Origin of the sequence: Lactobacillus kullabergensis (assembly GCF_000967195.1) — a bacterium.
Taxonomy (GTDB): Bacteria; Bacillota; Bacilli; order Lactobacillales; family Lactobacillaceae; genus Lactobacillus; species Lactobacillus kullabergensis.
Genome location: NZ_KQ033871.1, coordinates 1,984,067 through 2,001,565, shown reverse-complemented (window position 1 = coordinate 2,001,565; position 17,499 = coordinate 1,984,067). Strand labels below are relative to the sequence as shown.

Sequence of the window (17,499 nt, the reverse complement as noted above, 5' to 3'; positions counted from 1 at the left end):
AATAATTCCCTCCGCATACGTTAAGCAAAACTTATTTTACCATCTAATAAAAATGTTTTCCACAAGTGCACAAAAAGAATTCAGAATTAACAAGCTGTGGATATAATTTACAGAAAAATACACAAAAACTAAGTAAATTTAAAATACTTTTTGCTTATTTACATAAGAGACTGTGGAAATCTTTTGCTATAACAGCAGTATTTTTAACAAAGTGTGAAACATAATATCCACATGGTGTGTAAAACTTTTTAAACAGGTTGTAGATTGTGGATAAGGTTGTGCAAAATACTGTGACTTTGATTTTGTGGATAAGTATTTAGTAAAAACTTTAAACAAAAAAAGTATTTCTTACGATAAGATTTTTGGGTGTTCAGTTTTTCCGGTACAAATTTGATTTTTCTTTGTTCTTCCTGAGGTGAATGCAAATTTATAACATTGAATTAGAGGGTGATATTCTTGGATGCAAAAAAACTCTTAAACAGTAAAGAACGTAAATTTTACATTTTAGCCCGAATGATCAATGGAGAACATGTTAGCTATCAAAAATTGTCTGATGATTATTTTGTTTCCCGCAGCAGTATTGCAAATGACATTATTAGTATCAAAAAGAGGCTATCTAAGGATAATATCCCTCTGCTTTTTAATAATTCTGGATCATACATTGGCGGAGGTGAAATAGATAAACAAAAAATAATAAAACGAGTCGTTATTGATTTGTTAGGTAATAAGGAAGGAAAGCAATTAATTAGTTTATTTATTGATAGTAGATTGCTGAAAACCATCTTTAAATTATTTCATCAAAAATTACAAGCCTGGAAACTTGAAGTTCCAGAAAATAATATAGGCGATATTTCTATTTCTACAGCAATATTAGTTTTCAGAGGTATGAATGGCTATCAAATTAGTTGGAAAAAGAAGGATCAGCTTGACAGCGTATTGATGCAGTTTGATAAGTACCCTTTAGTTTACCAATTGTTGAAAACTGTGGAAGAAAGCGAAATATATCATTTTAATGATACGGAAATGCAGTACCTTTATTACATAATAATTGGCAATGGCTTTAATTTTTTCATGAACAATGGACAAATTCCTGCTGAATTTAAGTCAGAAGTGAAGCAGTTAATAGTTAATGTTAGTGACAGCTTAAATATTGATTTAACAAAAGATTCATCATTATTAGAGCAATTATTAGTGCATCTTTATCAGATGAAACTGCGGCTTGAATCAAAAACTACGGTTATTAATCCTTTATTACAAGAAATTAAAAATAACTATCCTGATTTATATGGGGTAGTTTGGTATGCATTGAGTGAATTTAGTGAAAATAATCATTTAGCTGTTTCTGATGATGAAGTTGGTTTTGTGACATTGCATTTTCAGGCGGCCGTTGAACGTAATAAAGAAATAAACAGAATTCTTTTCGTTTGTCCAAATGGTATAGGAATGAGTTCCTTAATTTGTGCAAAAATGAAAAGAATATTACCAGCCGCAGCTTTGACTGAGGTTACTTCTAAGCATGATTTGGTAAAAAAAGATTTATCGAATGTTTCATTGATTATTTCAACTGTTAAATTAAGTGAACAACAAGTGCCTGTAGTGAATATTTCGCCTATTATGACAATTTCAGATATGAAGAAAATTGCCAGCTCTTATATTGATGTGGTGACAAAACAAAGTGTTGAAAAAAAAGACGAGCATATAGTTATTAATGATGTCGGACCTTTCTTAAAAGGAAATATATTTTTTATGGATGAAAAAGTGACTGATAACATCATTGATGTCTTATTAAAAAGTGGTACTTGGAATGATGAAAAAAGTTTTGAATGTTATAAAAAATCGCTAACAAAGCGTGAAGAATTACAGTCTACCTATATCAGTAATGGTTTTGCCATACCTCATGGTGATCCTAAATTTATTACCAAGAGTTCTATTGCTGTCGCGATTTTAGATAAACCTGTCAACTGGGGAAATAATCGTGTAGATATTATAGCAATGTTAATGATTAAAAGAACTGATAAAAAAATAGTTGAACCATTTATGAATCTAATTATGCATGGAATAAAAAATAAAGAATGGTTTATTTCAAAAATGATGGAGGTCAAATAATAGTGACATGTTCTTTGTTTAATGAAGATAACGTTCAAATAATAGATAGTGCTATGAATTGGAAGATTGCATTACAAAAAGCTAGTGAGCCTCTATTAAAAGCAAATATTATTACGCCAAAATATGTTGCGAGCATGATTGAGAGCATTAAAAAGAATGGACCCTATATGGTCCTGACTGATTATTTTGCTCTGATGCATGCCAGACCAGGTGATGGTGTTAATAAAATGGGTATGAGTTTACTGGTTTCACGTAACCCAATTGATCTTGAAGGTAAACCAGTCAAAATCTTTTTGGTAATGGCTGCAATTGATAATACTAGTCATTTACAAAGTTTGCAGAAAGTTATTTCGATTTTTATGGATACAGAATCTTATAAAACTATTTTGAGTGCAAATAAGTCGGCAATTGTTTCAATGTTTAAGAAAGTAAAGGGTTAAGTATGAAAATTTTAGCAGTATGTGGTTTTGGAGTCGGCAGTTCAATGGTTTTGAAAATGACATTGGAAAAAGCAGTTAAAGAATTGGGAATAGATGCTGAAGTAAAGAATACAGATATTGCATCAGCTAAAGCAGAACAAGCAGATGTTTACTTTACCAGTGCTGAATTAAAGCCAGATATTGCATCAGCTAAAGCAGAACAAGCAGATGTTTACTTTACCAGTGCTGAATTAAAGCCAGATCTTGAATCATCGACAGACAAACCAGTTTATGCAATTAAACGATACATGGATAAAGATGAAGTCCTTAAAGCAATGAATGCATTTTTAGCAAATAAGAAAGGTAACTAACTATGGACATTCTAAAATTTATTTCAAATAATATTCTGCAAGATCCACCTGTTTTGCTTGGACTAATTGCAATGCTGGGGCTAATTGTTCAGAAAAAGCCCATTGCAGAAATAGTGAAGGGCAGTATGTCAGCTGCCTTCGGTATGATAATTCTTACTGAAGGTGTAAATATGTTAACTGGTGTGGTATCAGCAATTAATACTGCTATTCAAACCAAAATGGGTATTACAGTTGCAAAAGGCATGACAGATATTACCTTCACAGCTCAATATGGCGGAGATGTTGGTATGGCTATGTTTTTAGCACTTGTGATTCACATTTTGATTGCCAGATTCACTCCAATAAAAACCATTTTCTTAACTGGGCATATGCTTTGGTGGGTTCCTTTTGTTATTGTAGCTGGTGGCGTAGAAGGTGGATTAAGAGGCATTAATTTAATTGTTATGAGTGCTATCCTTTCTGCACTATACTTTTCGATCGCTCCGTGGATTATGCGGAAGTATGTTTGGGCAGCTACTGGTGATGACTCTTTCTTAATTGGTCATCCGACAACAATACTTTCATTAATTTCAGGTTTTGTAGCAAAACATGTTGGTAATAAGAAACATTCTACAGAAGACTTGAATGTTCCAAAGGGGTTATCTTTTTTCCGTGATATTTCAATTACGGGTGGCATAGTAATGTTTACGGTAGACATTATCGTGGGCATAATTGCCCCTACTTTGGTTCCAAAAGGCAGCAATTTGTTTACTGTTGCATTAAATGCTGGTTTAACTTTCGGCGGCGGATTATTGATTCTGCTTTATGGAGTACGCTTGCTGGTCAACCAGATTATTCCAGCCTTTCAAGGAATTTCTGAAAAGCTGGTACCAGGAGCAAAGCCCGCTTTTGATGTGCCGATTTTGTTCAACTACAAGCCTAATGCTGTGATTATAGGATTTCTTTCTGCCTTTATTACTTCAACTATTCTGGTGCTGATTGCCAATGTAACTAATCTTTTTGGAATCTTGATTGTGCCATTGATGATTACAAGCTTCTTCGAATGTGGGGGAGCAGCCGTAATAGGTGAAGGACAAGGTGGAATTAAGGGTGCAATTATTGGTACCGCAGTTGCATCTGTTGCCATGGTAGCCTTGGTTGGAGTCTCAGCTATGATGATGGGAAGCACAATTAGAAACTGGATCCTTATTTTTGGAGGAAATGACCTTTCTTTATGGAGCATTATTAGTAAACTTATTGGAAGTTTGTTTGGAGGTATTTAATAATATGTATCGCTATATTGATAAAGTTGAAAGCATTCTTGACGCAGTGAAGAGAGACGAAAGGGATAATATTGAAAAAGCGATAAAAATAATTACTGAAGCAAACATTAACAAGAACTCTATTTATATATTTGGTGCCAGTCATGCAGGCATATTGGCAGATGAGATGTACTATCGTGCCGGAGGAATGATAACAATTAATGCCATATTTGGCAGAGAGGTAATGCTTGACAGGAAACCTATTACTTTTACTAGTAAAATGGAAAGACTTGAAGGCTATGGCTCTGCACTAGCTAGTACAGTGAATTTTAAACAGAATGATGTCTTAATACTTCATTCTGTTTCTGGAAGAAATCCCGTTATTATTGACCTTGCACTTGCTGCCAAAAAACTGGGCGTAACAATTATTGGGCTGACTAATTTAAAATATTCAAAATCAGTAACAAGCCGGCATTCATCAGGAAAAAGATTATTTGAAATTGCAGATGTAGTAATTGATAATCATGGTGATATAGGGGATGCTGCATGTTCTATAAAAGGTACGGAGCAAAAAGCAGGACCAACTTCTACTGTGGTAGGTGCAGCTATTTTAGATAATATTGTTGTAGAAGCAAGTCAAAGACTAATAGAACATGGAAATAAAGAGGCTCCAATTTTTTATTCAGCTAATATTGATGGGGGAGATCAAAAGAACAAAAAACTAATTAATGAATATCATGATATGATTCATTATCAATTTTAGGTGAAAAAAAGCATATATTTGAAATAAGTCCCAAAAGTCAGACAACTTTTGGGACTTATTTGTCTCTTTTATTGGTTTATTGGGTGCGCTTTTTATTTAACTATTGTTTTGATTATAAACATTCAATATTAGAAAAAGTAATTTTAGTTTATTTTTATTATAGTTTGATATTGTTATGACATTGTTAAAGTTAAAAGTCATATGAACATGTTTTCATAACTTGTTTACATATTAATTAAGTTTACAGTCATCTTAAGTAAAATTTTGATTATGTAAAGAAGGTAAATTTAATGAATTTTGAAGAACGAGTTATTAGTCAATCAATACATTTGACAGATTTAGAAGATAAAATTGTTAAGTATTTTTTTAAAAATAAGGAACATATTAGTGATTTAAAAATTACGTATCTGGCCCACAAATTTTATACTTACCCTAATACAATTACCAGGCTTTGTCATAAGTTAGGGTATACGGGATTTTCGGACCTAAAGAGTTCAATTAAAAATGAAAATCTGGGAAACATAAAAACGGAAGATTACGAGCAGAAGGAATTACGAATAAACTTAGAATTAATCAATCAGATGAAAAGCGATAAAGTGTTAGATAAGTTGGTAAATGCTAAAAAAATCAATTTTTATTCAATGGGTCAGACTACTTACGCAACAAGGCTTGTGGTAGGCAATTTCTATGCACTTGATTATAAGTCGTTTTTTTATGATTATCCGAATGACCTGACTCACATCATAGGGCGTGAAAATGACGATGTTTTCTTTTTAATTAGTCTTTCCGGTAACAAAAAGCAATTGATTGAATTGGCCAAGGAAATTAAAAGTCATGGCAACTTCCTGATTACATTAACTCATCTTTCAATCAATCCTTTAGCGAAATTGGCTGATGAAAGGCTTTATTGCTATTCTCCCGATAAAAGAGTGGATGATTACAATGTTACTGATAAAACACCGATATTACTTGTGATGAATGATTTGTTTAAAAAATATGCTGAAAAATTAAATAAGAAAATAACAAGTGTGTAATATTACACACTTGTTATTTTTTTAAGGGATTACGAGTGTACTTTTCCAAAAAATCAAGGGTAAAAAAATGTAAGCGCTTATAATTGCATTTGAAACAACAAAGGGAGGCGTAAAGATGAGTGATGAGCAAGTAATAATGCAATTAATATCACAAGGAGGTAGTGCCAGATCTAATAGCATTGAGGCAATTAGAAAAGCCCGTGAGCGAGACTTGAAGGCTAGTGAACTATTAATGCAAAAAGCGCACGATGATCTAGTCAAAGCACATAACTTACAGACTAAGTTGTTACAAAAAGAAGTTAATGGTCAGGGTGAAGCGCCAACTTTATTAATGGTACATGCACAAGATCATTTAATGAATGCAATGACAGTAAATGATTTGGCAAAAGAAATAATTGCAATTTTAAGTTCAAAGGAGATAAAAGATGACTTATAAAATTATGTTAGCCTGTGCAGGTGGTTTTTCTACAAGTATGTTAGTAACACAAATGAAAAAGGCAGCTAAGAAGGAAAACATTGATGTAGAAATTAATGCTGTAGCTGAATCTGCTCTGAATAATTATGATGATTTGGACATCATTTTACTCGGACCGCAAGTTGGACATATCAAGCCTGAACTGGAAAAAGAATTTTCAATTCCAGTCAGAGTAATTGACCAAATGGATTACGGAATGATGAATGGCGAAAAAGTTTTAAATGATGCAATGAAAGTGTTGAAAGGGGCGGAGAAAGCTAATGACAGCAGCAAGTAAAACTAATCTAAGTAAATTACGGGATAAGATACAAACAGGAATGGGCAAGTTCCAGCGTAACCAATACGTTTCTGCTATTGCTGGTGGTATGATGGCTATTCTGCCTGTTTTAATGGTAGGATCATTTGCTTCAATATTTTTCAGTTTAAATATAGGCCCATATCAAGCTTTCATTACTCAAAGTGGTTTAAAAAATATTTTTAATATTATTACAGCAGTTACTACAGATATCTTATCAATATATGTTGTTATTTCATTGTCTAATAGTTTAGCAGCAGAACTGAAAGTCGATAAGTTTATGTCAATAATCTCTTCTCTTGTCGCTTTTTTATTGGTTACTCCAATGCTAGTTCAAAAAGGTAAATTTATTGGACTTGATATGAATTACATTGGCTCACAAGGGATGCTTGTTGCAATGGTAGTAGCACTAACTGCAACCAGATTATTTGCACTTTTTGCTAATAACAAGCATTTGGTAATTAAAATGCCGGATAGTGTTCCAGAGTTTGTTTCAAAGACTTTTGCTTCCATGCTGCCGATTTTTTTGATTACAATAATTTATGCAATCGTTAATTTCTTGTTTGCTTTGACACCGTACCATAACATTGATGATATGATTATGAAATTGATCCAAATACCACTTCAGGGCTTAGGTTCAAGTCCGTTTGCAGCTTTGGTTTTAGTTTTCTTCGCTGAATTTTGCTGGTTTTTCGGAATACATGGTACGATGGCAACAACAGCCGTATTATATACATTGTTTTATCCGTTCGATGTGGCTAATTTAAATGCATTTAAGGCAGGAGTAGCCTTACCTTATATTGTGACAATGACATTCATTACTAACCAAAAGGGTCCTCGTGCACTAGCATATGCGATTTTATGCTTGCGTTCTAAGAGTGAAAGATTACGTTCACTTGGTAAAGTAGGTTTCATTCCAGCCTTCTTTGGTATTAGTGAGCCGTTTAAGTTTGGTATTCCTATGGTTTTAAATCCATTGGCTTTTATTCCTCTGACTATGGGTGGAACTATTAGTGTGGCCGCTACATACTTAGCAACATATATAGGTTTAATCCCAAGACCTAATGGTATCCCTGTACAAACTGCTGGGACACCAGAATTCTTTAGAGCCTTTCTATTAGGCGGCTGGCGTATGGTCATTTGGCATGTCGTCCAGTTGTTAATTCTACTTGCAGTATGGTATCCGTTTATGAAGCTGATTGATAAACAATGTTGTAATGAAGAAGCAGCTAAGGCACAAACTGCCGAGTAAAGGGGGAAATAGATGATTTCACAAGTTGAAGTTAAATATCTGAATCAGAATAACTATTCATTAAAATGGAAGAGTGCTAAAAGTGTGGCAATCTATTTATTACCTCGACCTGATGAAGAAGTATCCGAATTTTTAACGGAAACAAAGGCAAATCATGCAGAATTTAAAATAACTAAATATTACCGGCCGTATTTTTTGCTAAAGGATGAGGATAACCAAATAATTTACACTAACAGAGTTTTACCACTTCAAGGAAGTAATAATTTTCGTGATTTAGGTGGTTATATTGGTGCAAATGGCAAACGTATTAAGTGGGGTAAACTTTTTCGTTCAGATCACTTGCATCGTTTAACTGAACACGATAAAGAAGTTTTAGATGATATCGGAATAAAAACAGTGATTGATTATCGCAGTGAAGATGAGTATCAGTCACAGCCGAATCAAACTTGGTCAACTTTGCAACAGACTGTGCATTTAGTACCTGAAGCACAAAGAGCAGTTTTAGCAGCCAAGGCAGGTAGTACTAAAGAAAAGGTACGCCAACTAGTACAACGTGAGGTTGATAAAAATGTTAAGTTTGATAATTCTGGTAAAACAATGATTGATCAGGGGAAAGACTTTGTTCGGTTAGATGAAAATAAAAAGATTTATCGTAAGATGTTGACTGTTGTTTTAGACCAAAAGAATATACCACTTGATCAGCACTGTCGTGGTGGCAAGGATCGGACTGGTTATGGTGTAGCCCTGATTTTGTATTTACTTGGTGTAAATATGGATACTATTCTAGAAGATTACATGTTAACTAAAACTTTGCGTATTCAAAGAAATAAAAGACGAATGGCGCAGTATGCAAACGAAACTAGTGATCAAAATGTGTTAGATTACCTGTTTTCCATGCTTGATACCAGGTCGGAATACCTGGAAGCGTCGTTTGCTGAAATGATTAATATTTCAGGTAGCATTGATTCATATTTAAAGAATGAATTGAAAATAAGTAAAAATGACGTTGATAAGTTAAGAAATATGTATTTAGAATAAACTTTATGTCTTTATATATAGTATAAAAAATTAAGTCCCGAAATTATCTGATTAATTGCGGGATTTTTTAAAAGTATCAATAAGCGTATAATTATAATAAATTAAAACATTTTTATTTTATTAAGTTTATACTGCTAAGAAGGCATTATATGAATTATCAAGATTATGTTGAGCTAGGCTTAAATGATGATGGCAATTTAAAGCTGATCCTTAAAGGAAATGTAGAAAATAACGGTCAGAATAAGATAGGGGTTGTCAGTGTTGTTTACATTACAAAGGATGTTGCAAAAGCTAAACAAAAGTTAAGTGAATTAAATGCCAGTAAAAAAGAAGGAGACTATTACATGGTTTATAGCTGCCCTTTAGATAAATATTTACCAGATCTCGGGCACTATCCGTCAATTGAAATTACGCAAGATGACTTGTCCTAGGAAATGTTCTAGATATTAAAGTTAAAAAATAGAAATAAATTGCATCTTTGAAAGAGGAAAATAAAGATTAAAAGGTTGACCAAGCACTTTCAAGCACTTTAATGAAAAAAATCAAAATCTATTAGAACGAGACCGTATATTTAGGTAATAAATTCGCATTTTTTGTCTTTTTACTTGGTTTTTTACTTTAATCATGGTATTCTAGATATTAAATTGTGCAGTCTGCATACAAAAAATTGGAGGTGTAGTTTAATGACAACTAAAAGAACTTACCAACCTAAAAAGCGTCACCGTTCAAGAGTTCATGGCTTTATGAAACGGATGAGTACATCTAATGGCCGTAAGGTTTTGGCTAGACGCCGTGCAAAGGGTAGAAAAGTCTTATCTGCTTAAACCACTGAAATCCCAGTGGTTTTTTTAATTTATAAGAGTGGAATGAAACGTTTTGAGAAAGTCTTATCGTGTTAAAACAGAAAATGATTTTCAAACAGTTTTTAAATCAGGTAATTCAATAGCAAACCGGGCTTTTGTTATTTATCAACTAGAGAAACCGGAAAACGAACATTTTCGTGTTGGTATTTCTGTTGGTAAAAAGGTCGGACATACTGCTGTAGTTCGTAATCGCCTCAAACGTTATATTCGTGCAGTTCTTACTGAAAATAAACCTTTAATTAAGCCGCATATTGATTTTTTAGTGATTGCTAGGCCATATGCACGTAATTTTAGATGGGATGATGTTCGTAAGAACCTCTTGCATGCACTCTTTTTAGCCAATATAATTGAAGAGATACCGAATAAAGTTGAGGAAGATTAGAGTGAAAGACATTTTAACTAAAAAGAATGTCAAGCGTCTACTTGTGCTGCTTACAGTAGCTGCATTAGCAGTTGTATTAACAGGATGTGCGTCAAATGCTAAGCCGGCGCCTATTTCTCATACAAGTGGCAGCTGGTGGAATCGCTGGGTCATTTATTACATGTCCACGTTTTTGCTGTGGCTGTCTAAACTGGTAGGCAATAACTATGGCTGGGCAATTATTATCTTTACGATCATTGTACGGCTAATTTTGTATCCACTTAGTGCGATTCAGATTAAGAGCACGACTAAGATGCAAAAGATTCAGCCGGAAATAGATGCTTTGCGTAAGAAATATCCTGGTAGCGATACCGAATCTAGAACTTTGCTGTCGCAAGAAACAAACAAACTCTATAAGGAAGCTGGAATCAATCCTTATGCTGGCTGTTTGCCGTTAATTATTCAGTTACCGGTTATGTATGCATTGTATGGTGCAATTTGGCAAACGCCGCAGCTGCAAACTGGCCACTTTATGTGGATGGATTTAGGTAAGCCAGACCCATACTTTATTATGCCAATTTTGTCTATGGTTTTGACTTTTATATCAACTTATATCAGTCAGTTATCCACGCCTAAAGAATCACAAACTTTGTCAACTAAGATTATGACTTATGGTATGGCAATTATGGTTGGTGTAATGGGTATATATTTCCAGTCAGCTATTGTAGTTTACTGGGTAATTTCCAACCTGTTCCAGGTAGTTCAAACTTTCATTCTGCAAAACCCAATTAAGTATCGGCGTGAACTGGAAGAAAAAGAACGCCAGGAACGCGAACGAAAACGGCAGCTAAGAAGAACGTATAAACGATTAAAACGTAGAAAATAATGTTGATCTAAATTAATGATTTAGATAAAGTAGTCAAAGTGCTTTATCCATCGTGATTATTCATGGTGGAGTAATGCGCTTTTTTTATTGAAAAGGAGAAAATCATGGCACAAACTTTAACGGAGTTTGATACAATTGCAGCAATTTCAACGCCAATTGGTGAAGGTGGAATCTCTATTGTCCGCATGTCTGGTGAAGAAGCAGTTAAAATTGCCAATCAGGTTTTCAAGGGTGCTAATTTAATTAAAGTGCCAACACACACTATTCACTATGGTCATATAGTTGATCCAATAAGTGGGCAAGTCATTGATGAAGTTATGGTTTCTGTGATGCTTGCTCCTAAGACATTTACCCGTGAGGACATTGTTGAGATTAATTGTCATGGCGGCATTGTTGTCACTAACCATATTTTGCAGTTATTATTAAAAAATGGTGCGCGTATGGCTGATCCTGGTGAATTTACTAAAAGGGCGTTTGTTAATGGCCGAATTGATTTAACGCAAGCTGAAAGCGTAATGGATATTGTTCGTGCTAAAACTGATAAGGCCAGACAAGTGGCTGAAACTCAGCTGCAAGGCGGCCTACTTGAGAAAATTAGGGCAATGCGGCAGGAAATTTTAGATACACTAGCCAATGTAGAAGTTAATATTGATTATCCTGAGTATGATGCAGATACTGTCACCGCCAAGCAGATGACGAGCGTTTCCCAGGCAGTTATTGCTAAAATAGACAAATTGCTTAAAACGGCAAATGAAGGAACGGCGTTACGTAACGGCCTGGCTACTGCAATCATTGGGCAACCTAATGTCGGGAAATCATCTTTACTTAATTATCTGACTCAAAGCGATACGGCAATCGTGACAGATGTTGCCGGCACGACGCGTGACACATTAGAAGAATATGTCTCAGTTAAAGGCGTCCCCTTAAAATTAATTGATACTGCAGGTATCAGACATACTGATAATAAGGTGGAAAAAATTGGGGTTGAACGTTCAAAAAAAGCACTGGCAAAAGCTGATTTAGTTTTGCTCTTGTTTGATTCAAGTAAGGAATTGACCTCTGAAGATTATGCCTTAATTGATGCCACTAACGGTAAAAAGCGTATTGTCATTTTGAATAAAACGGATTTGGGACAAAAAGTTTCTGCTGCTCAGGTTAAAAAGTTGACCAAGAGTCCAGTAATCGCTATTTCAATCTTACAGAAACAAAATCTTGATCAGTTAGAAGATGCAATTAAGGAACTGTTTTTCCAGGGTATTGAGAATTCTAACGATCAAGTAATGGTAACCAACCAGAGACAAGTAGGCTTGCTGGAAAAGGCCAAAAAGCAGCTGCAAGATGTCGTTCAGGCGTTAAAAGACGAAGTACCTTTAGATATTGCCCAAATTGATTTCAACGGTGCTTGGGATACATTAGGCCAGATTACAGGAGAAAGTAGTCCTGATGAATTAGTTAATGAATTGTTTAGTCAATTTTGTTTAGGAAAATAGGTGTAAGTTAATGATTAAAAGTTATGACTCAAATGATTATGATGTCATTGTAGTTGGGGCTGGTCACGCTGGCAGTGAGGCAGCTTTAGCTAGTGCCAGAATGGGCCAAAAGACATTGCTTTTAACGATTAGTCTGGATATGGTAGCATTCATGCCCTGCAACCCATCAGTAGGAGGTCCTGCCAAAGGTACGGTGGTACGTGAAATTGATGCTTTAGGCGGTCAAATGGGTAAAAATATTGATGCAACTTATATTCAGATGCGCATGTTAAATACGGGTAAAGGACCAGCTGTACGCGCCTTGCGGGCACAAGCTGATAAATGGCAATACCATGAGCAGATGAAAAAAGTGATTGAAGAAACGCCTAATTTGACTTTAAGGCAGGCAACAGTTGATGAACTGATTGTCGAAGATGGTGTTTGCCAAGGCCTAATTACTAATACTGGGGCTAAATATCACGCTAAAAGTGTTGTTCTAACCACTGGTACGTCAGCTCGCGGCCGCATTTTTATTGGTGAATTGAATTATTCATCTGGTCCTAACAATACTGTTCCAGCAATTAAATTATCAGAAAATCTGGAGAAATTAGGATTCAAACTGCGCCGTTTTAAAACGGGTACGCCTCCACGTGTTAATAGCAACACCATTGACTACTCTAAAACTGAGGAAGAACCTGGTGATAAAGTTCCGCGTCATTTTTCTTATGAAACTAAAGATGAAGACTACCTCAAAAATCAGGTTTCCTGCTGGATGACATACACCAATAAAACTACACATAAAATAATCAACCAAAACCTGACCCGGTCTCCAATGTTTTCAGGAGAAATTAAGGGAGTGGGACCACGTTATTGTCCCTCAATTGAAACCAAAGTAGTTCGTTTTGCGGACAAGCCGCGTCATCAGATTTTTCTAGAGCCAGAAGGTAAAAATACTAAAGAAGTTTATGTCGGCGATTTTTCAACCTCAATGCCGGAAGAAATTCAGTTAAAAATGCTGCATTCGGTTGCTGGCCTTGAAAACGCGGAATTGATGCGGCCAGGCTACGCCATTGAATACGATGTAATCGATCCCTGGCAGTTAAAACATACCTTGGAAACTAAAAATATCAAAAATTTATTCACTGCGGGCCAAATGAATGGCACATCAGGCTATGAAGAAGCGGCAGGACAAGGTCTGATTGCTGGTATTAATGCCGCTTTGCGAGCTGCCGGTCAGCCGGGCTTTACCTTAGGTCGTGATGAAGCTTATATCGGTGTTTTAATCGATGATTTAGTAACTAAGGGGACAGAAGAGCCTTATCGTTTACTAACTTCACGTGCAGAGTACCGTTTGATTTTGCGTCATGACAATGCTGATTTGCGTTTGACGGATTACGGTTTTCAACTGGGCTTAATCTCTGAAGAGCGCTATTCCCAGTTTTTAGCAAAGAAAGAACAAATTGCGCAGGCTGCTAATGCTGTTAAAAAGATTACTGTTCACCCCACTAAAGAGGTACAAGACTACCTTGCAAGTATCGGAGAAGACAAGCTTAAAGCTGGAGTTAAAGCAGATGTTTTCTTAAGAAGGCCCAAAGTTAGGGTAGCGGATATTGAACGCTTGACGGGGATGCCCATTTCGAATGAACGTTATGTCAGAGAGCAGATTGAAATCAACGTTAAGTATGCTGGCTATATCAAAAAGGAGCAGCAGCAAATTAATAAATTACACCGTCAGGAAGCAAAGAAAATTCCTGCAGACATCGACTATAATGCAATTGATGGTTTAGCAACGGAAGCGCGCGAAAAATTTGCCAAAATCAGACCTGAAACTATTGCCCAAGCCGAACGTATTTCGGGGGTTAATCCGGCAGACATGGCAATTTTGAGTGTTTATGTGCAAAATGGTCGCTATGTTAAAATTCATAAATAAATTTAGTAAAAACTTAAAAATTGTAAAAAATATTTTTCTTTAAATAATGCACACAAAAGAATACACAAATTTTGTGGTAATGATCAAGTAATCACAAATATGATTATTGTTATTATCTAAAAGTTATAAAGTAATTGCTTAACTTTGTGAAGATAATATTTTTACAAAGCGCTTACACCTTGTGCTAATCGTTAATTTTGGTCACTTGAAATTGTGAAATTATATGTTTTAATACAATATGTAAGTAAACATGTATTTAAGGAGATGCACTTTAAAATGGCAAAAATTAATGGCGCAAATGCCATGCTCCAAGTTCTATTGGACTGGCATATTGATCATATTTATGGTTTTCCGGGTGGCTCATTTGATTCAACAATGAATGCTATCCATGACTTTAAGGGTAAGATGAAGTATATTGAGGTTCGGCATGAAGAAGCCGGTGCTTTAGCTGCTTCAGCTGAATATAAATTTACTGGCAAGGTCGGCGTATGCTTTGGTTCAGCCGGTCCTGGTGCTGTTCACTTGATGAACGGTTTGTATGACGCAAAATACGACAAGGTACCTATGGTTGCTATCGTAGCTAACGTCCCAACTGGTCGTCAGGATATGGATTTCTTCCAAGCTTTTGATGAAAAGCCTTGGTTTGATCCGGTTGCTGTTTGGGATCACCAAATTAAGCGTGCAGAGCAAATTCCTGCAATGATGGATGAAGCAATCCGTCAAGCATATGCTAAGAAGGGTCCAGCTGTCTTAATTCTTCCTAAGGACTTTGGCTGGGACAAGATTGATGATAATTTCCGTGTAAATTACAATGCATTGCAAGCAATTCCTAATTATGCAGCTCCAAGAAAAGACGAAGTTGAAGCAGCTGTAAAGGTCCTTGAAGAAGCAAAGAACCCAGTTGTTTACTTCGGTCTAGGTATGAAGGGTCATGGCGATGTCTTAGAAAAATTCGCTGAAAAATTCAAGACTCCATTGATGTCTTCAGTTATGGCTAAGGGTGTTGTTGAAGATAAATGCCCAGCTTACATGGGTTCAATTGGTCGTGTTGCTCCTAAGCCAAGTGACGATATTCAAACTCATGCAGATGCTGTTATCTGGGTAGGTAATGACTCACCATTCTCATTGTTCTTCTTTGACCCTAAGGCTAAAGTTGTACAAATTGATGTTGACTCAGAAAAATTAGGTAAGCGTCACGCAGTTGATGTTCCAATTTTGGCTGACGGTGCTAAGACTTTACAAGCTATTATTGATGCTGGTCAAGCTCGTGAAGAATCACCACTTTATAAGGCTGCTATTGCAGATCGTCAAAACTGGGAAGAATGGGAGCACAGCTTTGATGATTCAGACGAAATGCCAATTCGCCGTGAACCAATCTTTGACATCATCAACAAATATGCTGATGATGATGCACAATTTGCTATTGATGTTGGTAACATCAACATTGACTTCCAACGTTTAGTAAACTTGCATGATGACCAAACTTGGGCAACTTCAGGCTTGTACGCAACTATGGGCTTTGGTTCACCAGCTGCACTTGCTGCTGCAACTGCTCACCCAGAACGCGAAGTTTGGAACTTGAGTGGTGATGGTGGTTTTGCCATGATGAGCCAAGAATTGTTGACTGAAGCTCGCTACAACATGCATATCTTAAACGTTGTCTTTACAAATGAAACTTTAGGTTACATTGAAGCTGAGCAAGTTGATGAATCACACCAACCATTATCAGGTGTTATTATGCCTAATAACGACTGGGCTAAGGTTGCTGAAGGTATGAACGTGAAGGGTGTAACTGTACGCACTAAGAAGGAATTCGAAGACGCAGTTAAAGAATTCAAACAAATGGATGGACCAATGTTAATTGACATTAAGTTCACCCATGACATGCCTTACTCAACTGAATTGAATACTCTTGATGACCCAGAATTCGTTAAGAAGTATCAAGCTGAAGGTTTGAAACCATTTAGCTACTTTGCTGACAAGTACGGCTTGGTAGAAGATGCAGCTTCAGGTGCTTCAGAAGCTGAAGAAGAGGAGCCTGAGCCAGAACCAGAGCCTGATACAACTTCAGGTGCTTCAGCTCACTAATCACCGTATATATTGGTTTGAAAAAAGCGAAACTTTTGAAAGTTTCGCTTTTTTGCGGTCTTACAAGTATAATGATAGAGTATGAAACTTAAATGATGGAGGACTATAAATGCAACAGTTTGGGATTATAGGCTTATCTGTAATGGGTAAGAACCTTGCTTTGAATGTAAGAAATAATGGCTTTTCCGTTTCTGGTTTTTCTATTGATAAACCAGAAGTAGACGCTTTTGCTAAATATGAAGATGATAAGTTGAAGCCGACATATTCTTGGAAAGAATTTGTTGATTCTTTAGAGAAACCACGTAAGATTTTAATCCAAATTGCGGCTGGTAAACCAGTTGATGAAACTTTACAAAAATTATTACCACTTTTGGATAAAGGCGATATTTTACTTGACGGTGGAAATTCAAACTTTCATGACACTAACCGGCGTTATCATGAAATGGAACAACATGGTATTCACTTTATTGGCATGGGTGTTTCAGGCGGTGAAGAGGGTGCTTTAAATGGTCCAGCTTTGATGCCGGGTGGAGATGAAGATGCTTATAAGAAAGTCGCTCCGATTTTAGAAGCAATTGCAGCTAAAAACTCTGAAGGTCATCCATGCGTCAGCTTTATTGGGCCTGAAGGCAGCGGTCACTATGTTAAGATGGTACATAATGGGATCGAATATGGCATTATGCAGGAATTTTCTGAAGTTTATGATATCCTACGTAAAGTTGCAGGCAAAACAAATGATGAAATGTCAGCTATTTTTGCTCACTGGAACGAGGGGCTGGTTAAAGCCTATCTAAGTGAGATTACGGCTGAGGTTTTAAAGCAAAAGGACGATTTAACACCTGATCATGTAATTGATCATATCCTGAATATTGCTTCTTATAAAGGTACGGGAAATTGGATGCTGGAAG

Annotated in this window: 18 protein-coding genes; all 18 read left to right on the top strand. The window is 35.9% G+C overall.

What is annotated here, in order from left to right; all coding sequences use genetic code 11:
- Positions 1-456: 456 nt before the first annotated feature.
- Complete coding sequence (locus JF76_RS09825; protein WP_052697126.1) at positions 457-2,106, top strand: BglG family transcription antiterminator; 1,650 nt, start codon at positions 457-459, stop codon at positions 2,104-2,106.
- Positions 2,103-2,546 carry a PTS sugar transporter subunit IIA gene (locus tag JF76_RS09820; protein ID WP_370448936.1) on the top strand — a complete coding sequence of 148 codons (444 nt, stop codon included), beginning with the start codon at positions 2,103-2,105 and terminating at the stop codon, positions 2,544-2,546. The genes JF76_RS09825 and JF76_RS09820 overlap by 4 nt, the downstream gene beginning before the upstream one ends.
- A gap of 2 nt (positions 2,547-2,548) precedes the next feature.
- Positions 2,549-2,896: a PTS sugar transporter subunit IIB gene (locus JF76_RS09815; protein ID WP_045928875.1), complete on the top strand. Its 348-nt coding sequence runs from the start codon at positions 2,549-2,551 to the stop codon at positions 2,894-2,896.
- Positions 2,897-2,898: 2 nt separating this feature from the next.
- A complete protein-coding gene (locus tag JF76_RS09810; protein WP_034978610.1) occupies positions 2,899-4,158 on the top strand; it encodes a PTS ascorbate transporter subunit IIC in 1,260 nt (419 codons plus the stop codon).
- 4 nt (positions 4,159-4,162) lie between these two features.
- Positions 4,163-4,900, top strand: coding sequence for a sugar isomerase domain-containing protein (locus JF76_RS09805; RefSeq protein WP_045928874.1), 738 nt, complete (start codon positions 4,163-4,165; stop codon positions 4,898-4,900).
- Positions 4,901-5,190: 290 nt separating this feature from the next.
- On the top strand, positions 5,191-5,934 hold the full coding sequence (locus tag JF76_RS09800) for a MurR/RpiR family transcriptional regulator (RefSeq protein WP_045928873.1): 744 nt from the start codon (positions 5,191-5,193) through the stop codon (positions 5,932-5,934).
- A gap of 115 nt (positions 5,935-6,049) precedes the next feature.
- Positions 6,050-6,370: a PTS sugar transporter subunit IIA gene (locus JF76_RS09795; RefSeq protein WP_045928872.1), complete on the top strand. Its 321-nt coding sequence runs from the start codon at positions 6,050-6,052 to the stop codon at positions 6,368-6,370.
- Positions 6,360-6,686, top strand: a complete 327-nt coding sequence (locus JF76_RS09790; RefSeq protein WP_045928871.1) for a PTS sugar transporter subunit IIB — start codon at positions 6,360-6,362, stop codon at positions 6,684-6,686. The genes JF76_RS09795 and JF76_RS09790 overlap by 11 nt, the downstream gene beginning before the upstream one ends.
- Positions 6,670-7,956, top strand: a complete 1,287-nt coding sequence (locus JF76_RS09785; protein WP_045928870.1) for a PTS sugar transporter subunit IIC — start codon at positions 6,670-6,672, stop codon at positions 7,954-7,956. The genes JF76_RS09790 and JF76_RS09785 overlap by 17 nt, the downstream gene beginning before the upstream one ends.
- A 12-nt stretch (positions 7,957-7,968) precedes the next feature.
- Entirely contained in the window at positions 7,969-8,994 is a 1,026-nt protein-coding gene (locus tag JF76_RS09780; RefSeq protein WP_045928869.1) for a tyrosine-protein phosphatase, read from the top strand.
- Positions 8,995-9,143: 149 nt separating this feature from the next.
- On the top strand, positions 9,144-9,425 hold the full coding sequence (locus JF76_RS09775; RefSeq protein WP_045928868.1) for a hypothetical protein: 282 nt from the start codon (positions 9,144-9,146) through the stop codon (positions 9,423-9,425).
- A gap of 252 nt (positions 9,426-9,677) precedes the next feature.
- Positions 9,678-9,818 (top strand): 50S ribosomal protein L34, encoded by a 141-nt coding sequence (gene rpmH / locus JF76_RS09770; RefSeq protein ID WP_003549412.1) that lies wholly within the window; start codon positions 9,678-9,680, stop codon positions 9,816-9,818.
- Between the two features lie 52 nt (positions 9,819-9,870).
- Positions 9,871-10,239 (top strand): ribonuclease P protein component, encoded by a 369-nt coding sequence (gene rnpA, locus JF76_RS09765; RefSeq protein ID WP_034978598.1) that lies wholly within the window; start codon positions 9,871-9,873, stop codon positions 10,237-10,239.
- Position 10,240: 1 nt separating this feature from the next.
- Positions 10,241-11,104, top strand: coding sequence for a membrane protein insertase YidC (locus JF76_RS09760; protein WP_045928867.1), 864 nt, complete (start codon positions 10,241-10,243; stop codon positions 11,102-11,104).
- 104 nt (positions 11,105-11,208) lie between these two features.
- Complete coding sequence (gene mnmE / locus JF76_RS09755) at positions 11,209-12,594, top strand: tRNA uridine-5-carboxymethylaminomethyl(34) synthesis GTPase MnmE (protein ID WP_045928866.1); 1,386 nt, start codon at positions 11,209-11,211, stop codon at positions 12,592-12,594.
- Positions 12,595-12,604: 10 nt separating this feature from the next.
- Positions 12,605-14,503, top strand: coding sequence for a tRNA uridine-5-carboxymethylaminomethyl(34) synthesis enzyme MnmG (gene mnmG / locus JF76_RS09750; protein WP_045928865.1), 1,899 nt, complete (start codon positions 12,605-12,607; stop codon positions 14,501-14,503).
- Positions 14,504-14,779: 276 nt separating this feature from the next.
- On the top strand, positions 14,780-16,591 hold the full coding sequence (gene spxB, locus JF76_RS09745; RefSeq protein ID WP_045928864.1) for a pyruvate oxidase: 1,812 nt from the start codon (positions 14,780-14,782) through the stop codon (positions 16,589-16,591).
- Positions 16,592-16,700: 109 nt separating this feature from the next.
- On the top strand, positions 16,701-17,499 hold a 799-nt coding region (locus JF76_RS10475; RefSeq protein ID WP_045928863.1), incomplete at its 3' end, for an NAD(P)-binding domain-containing protein.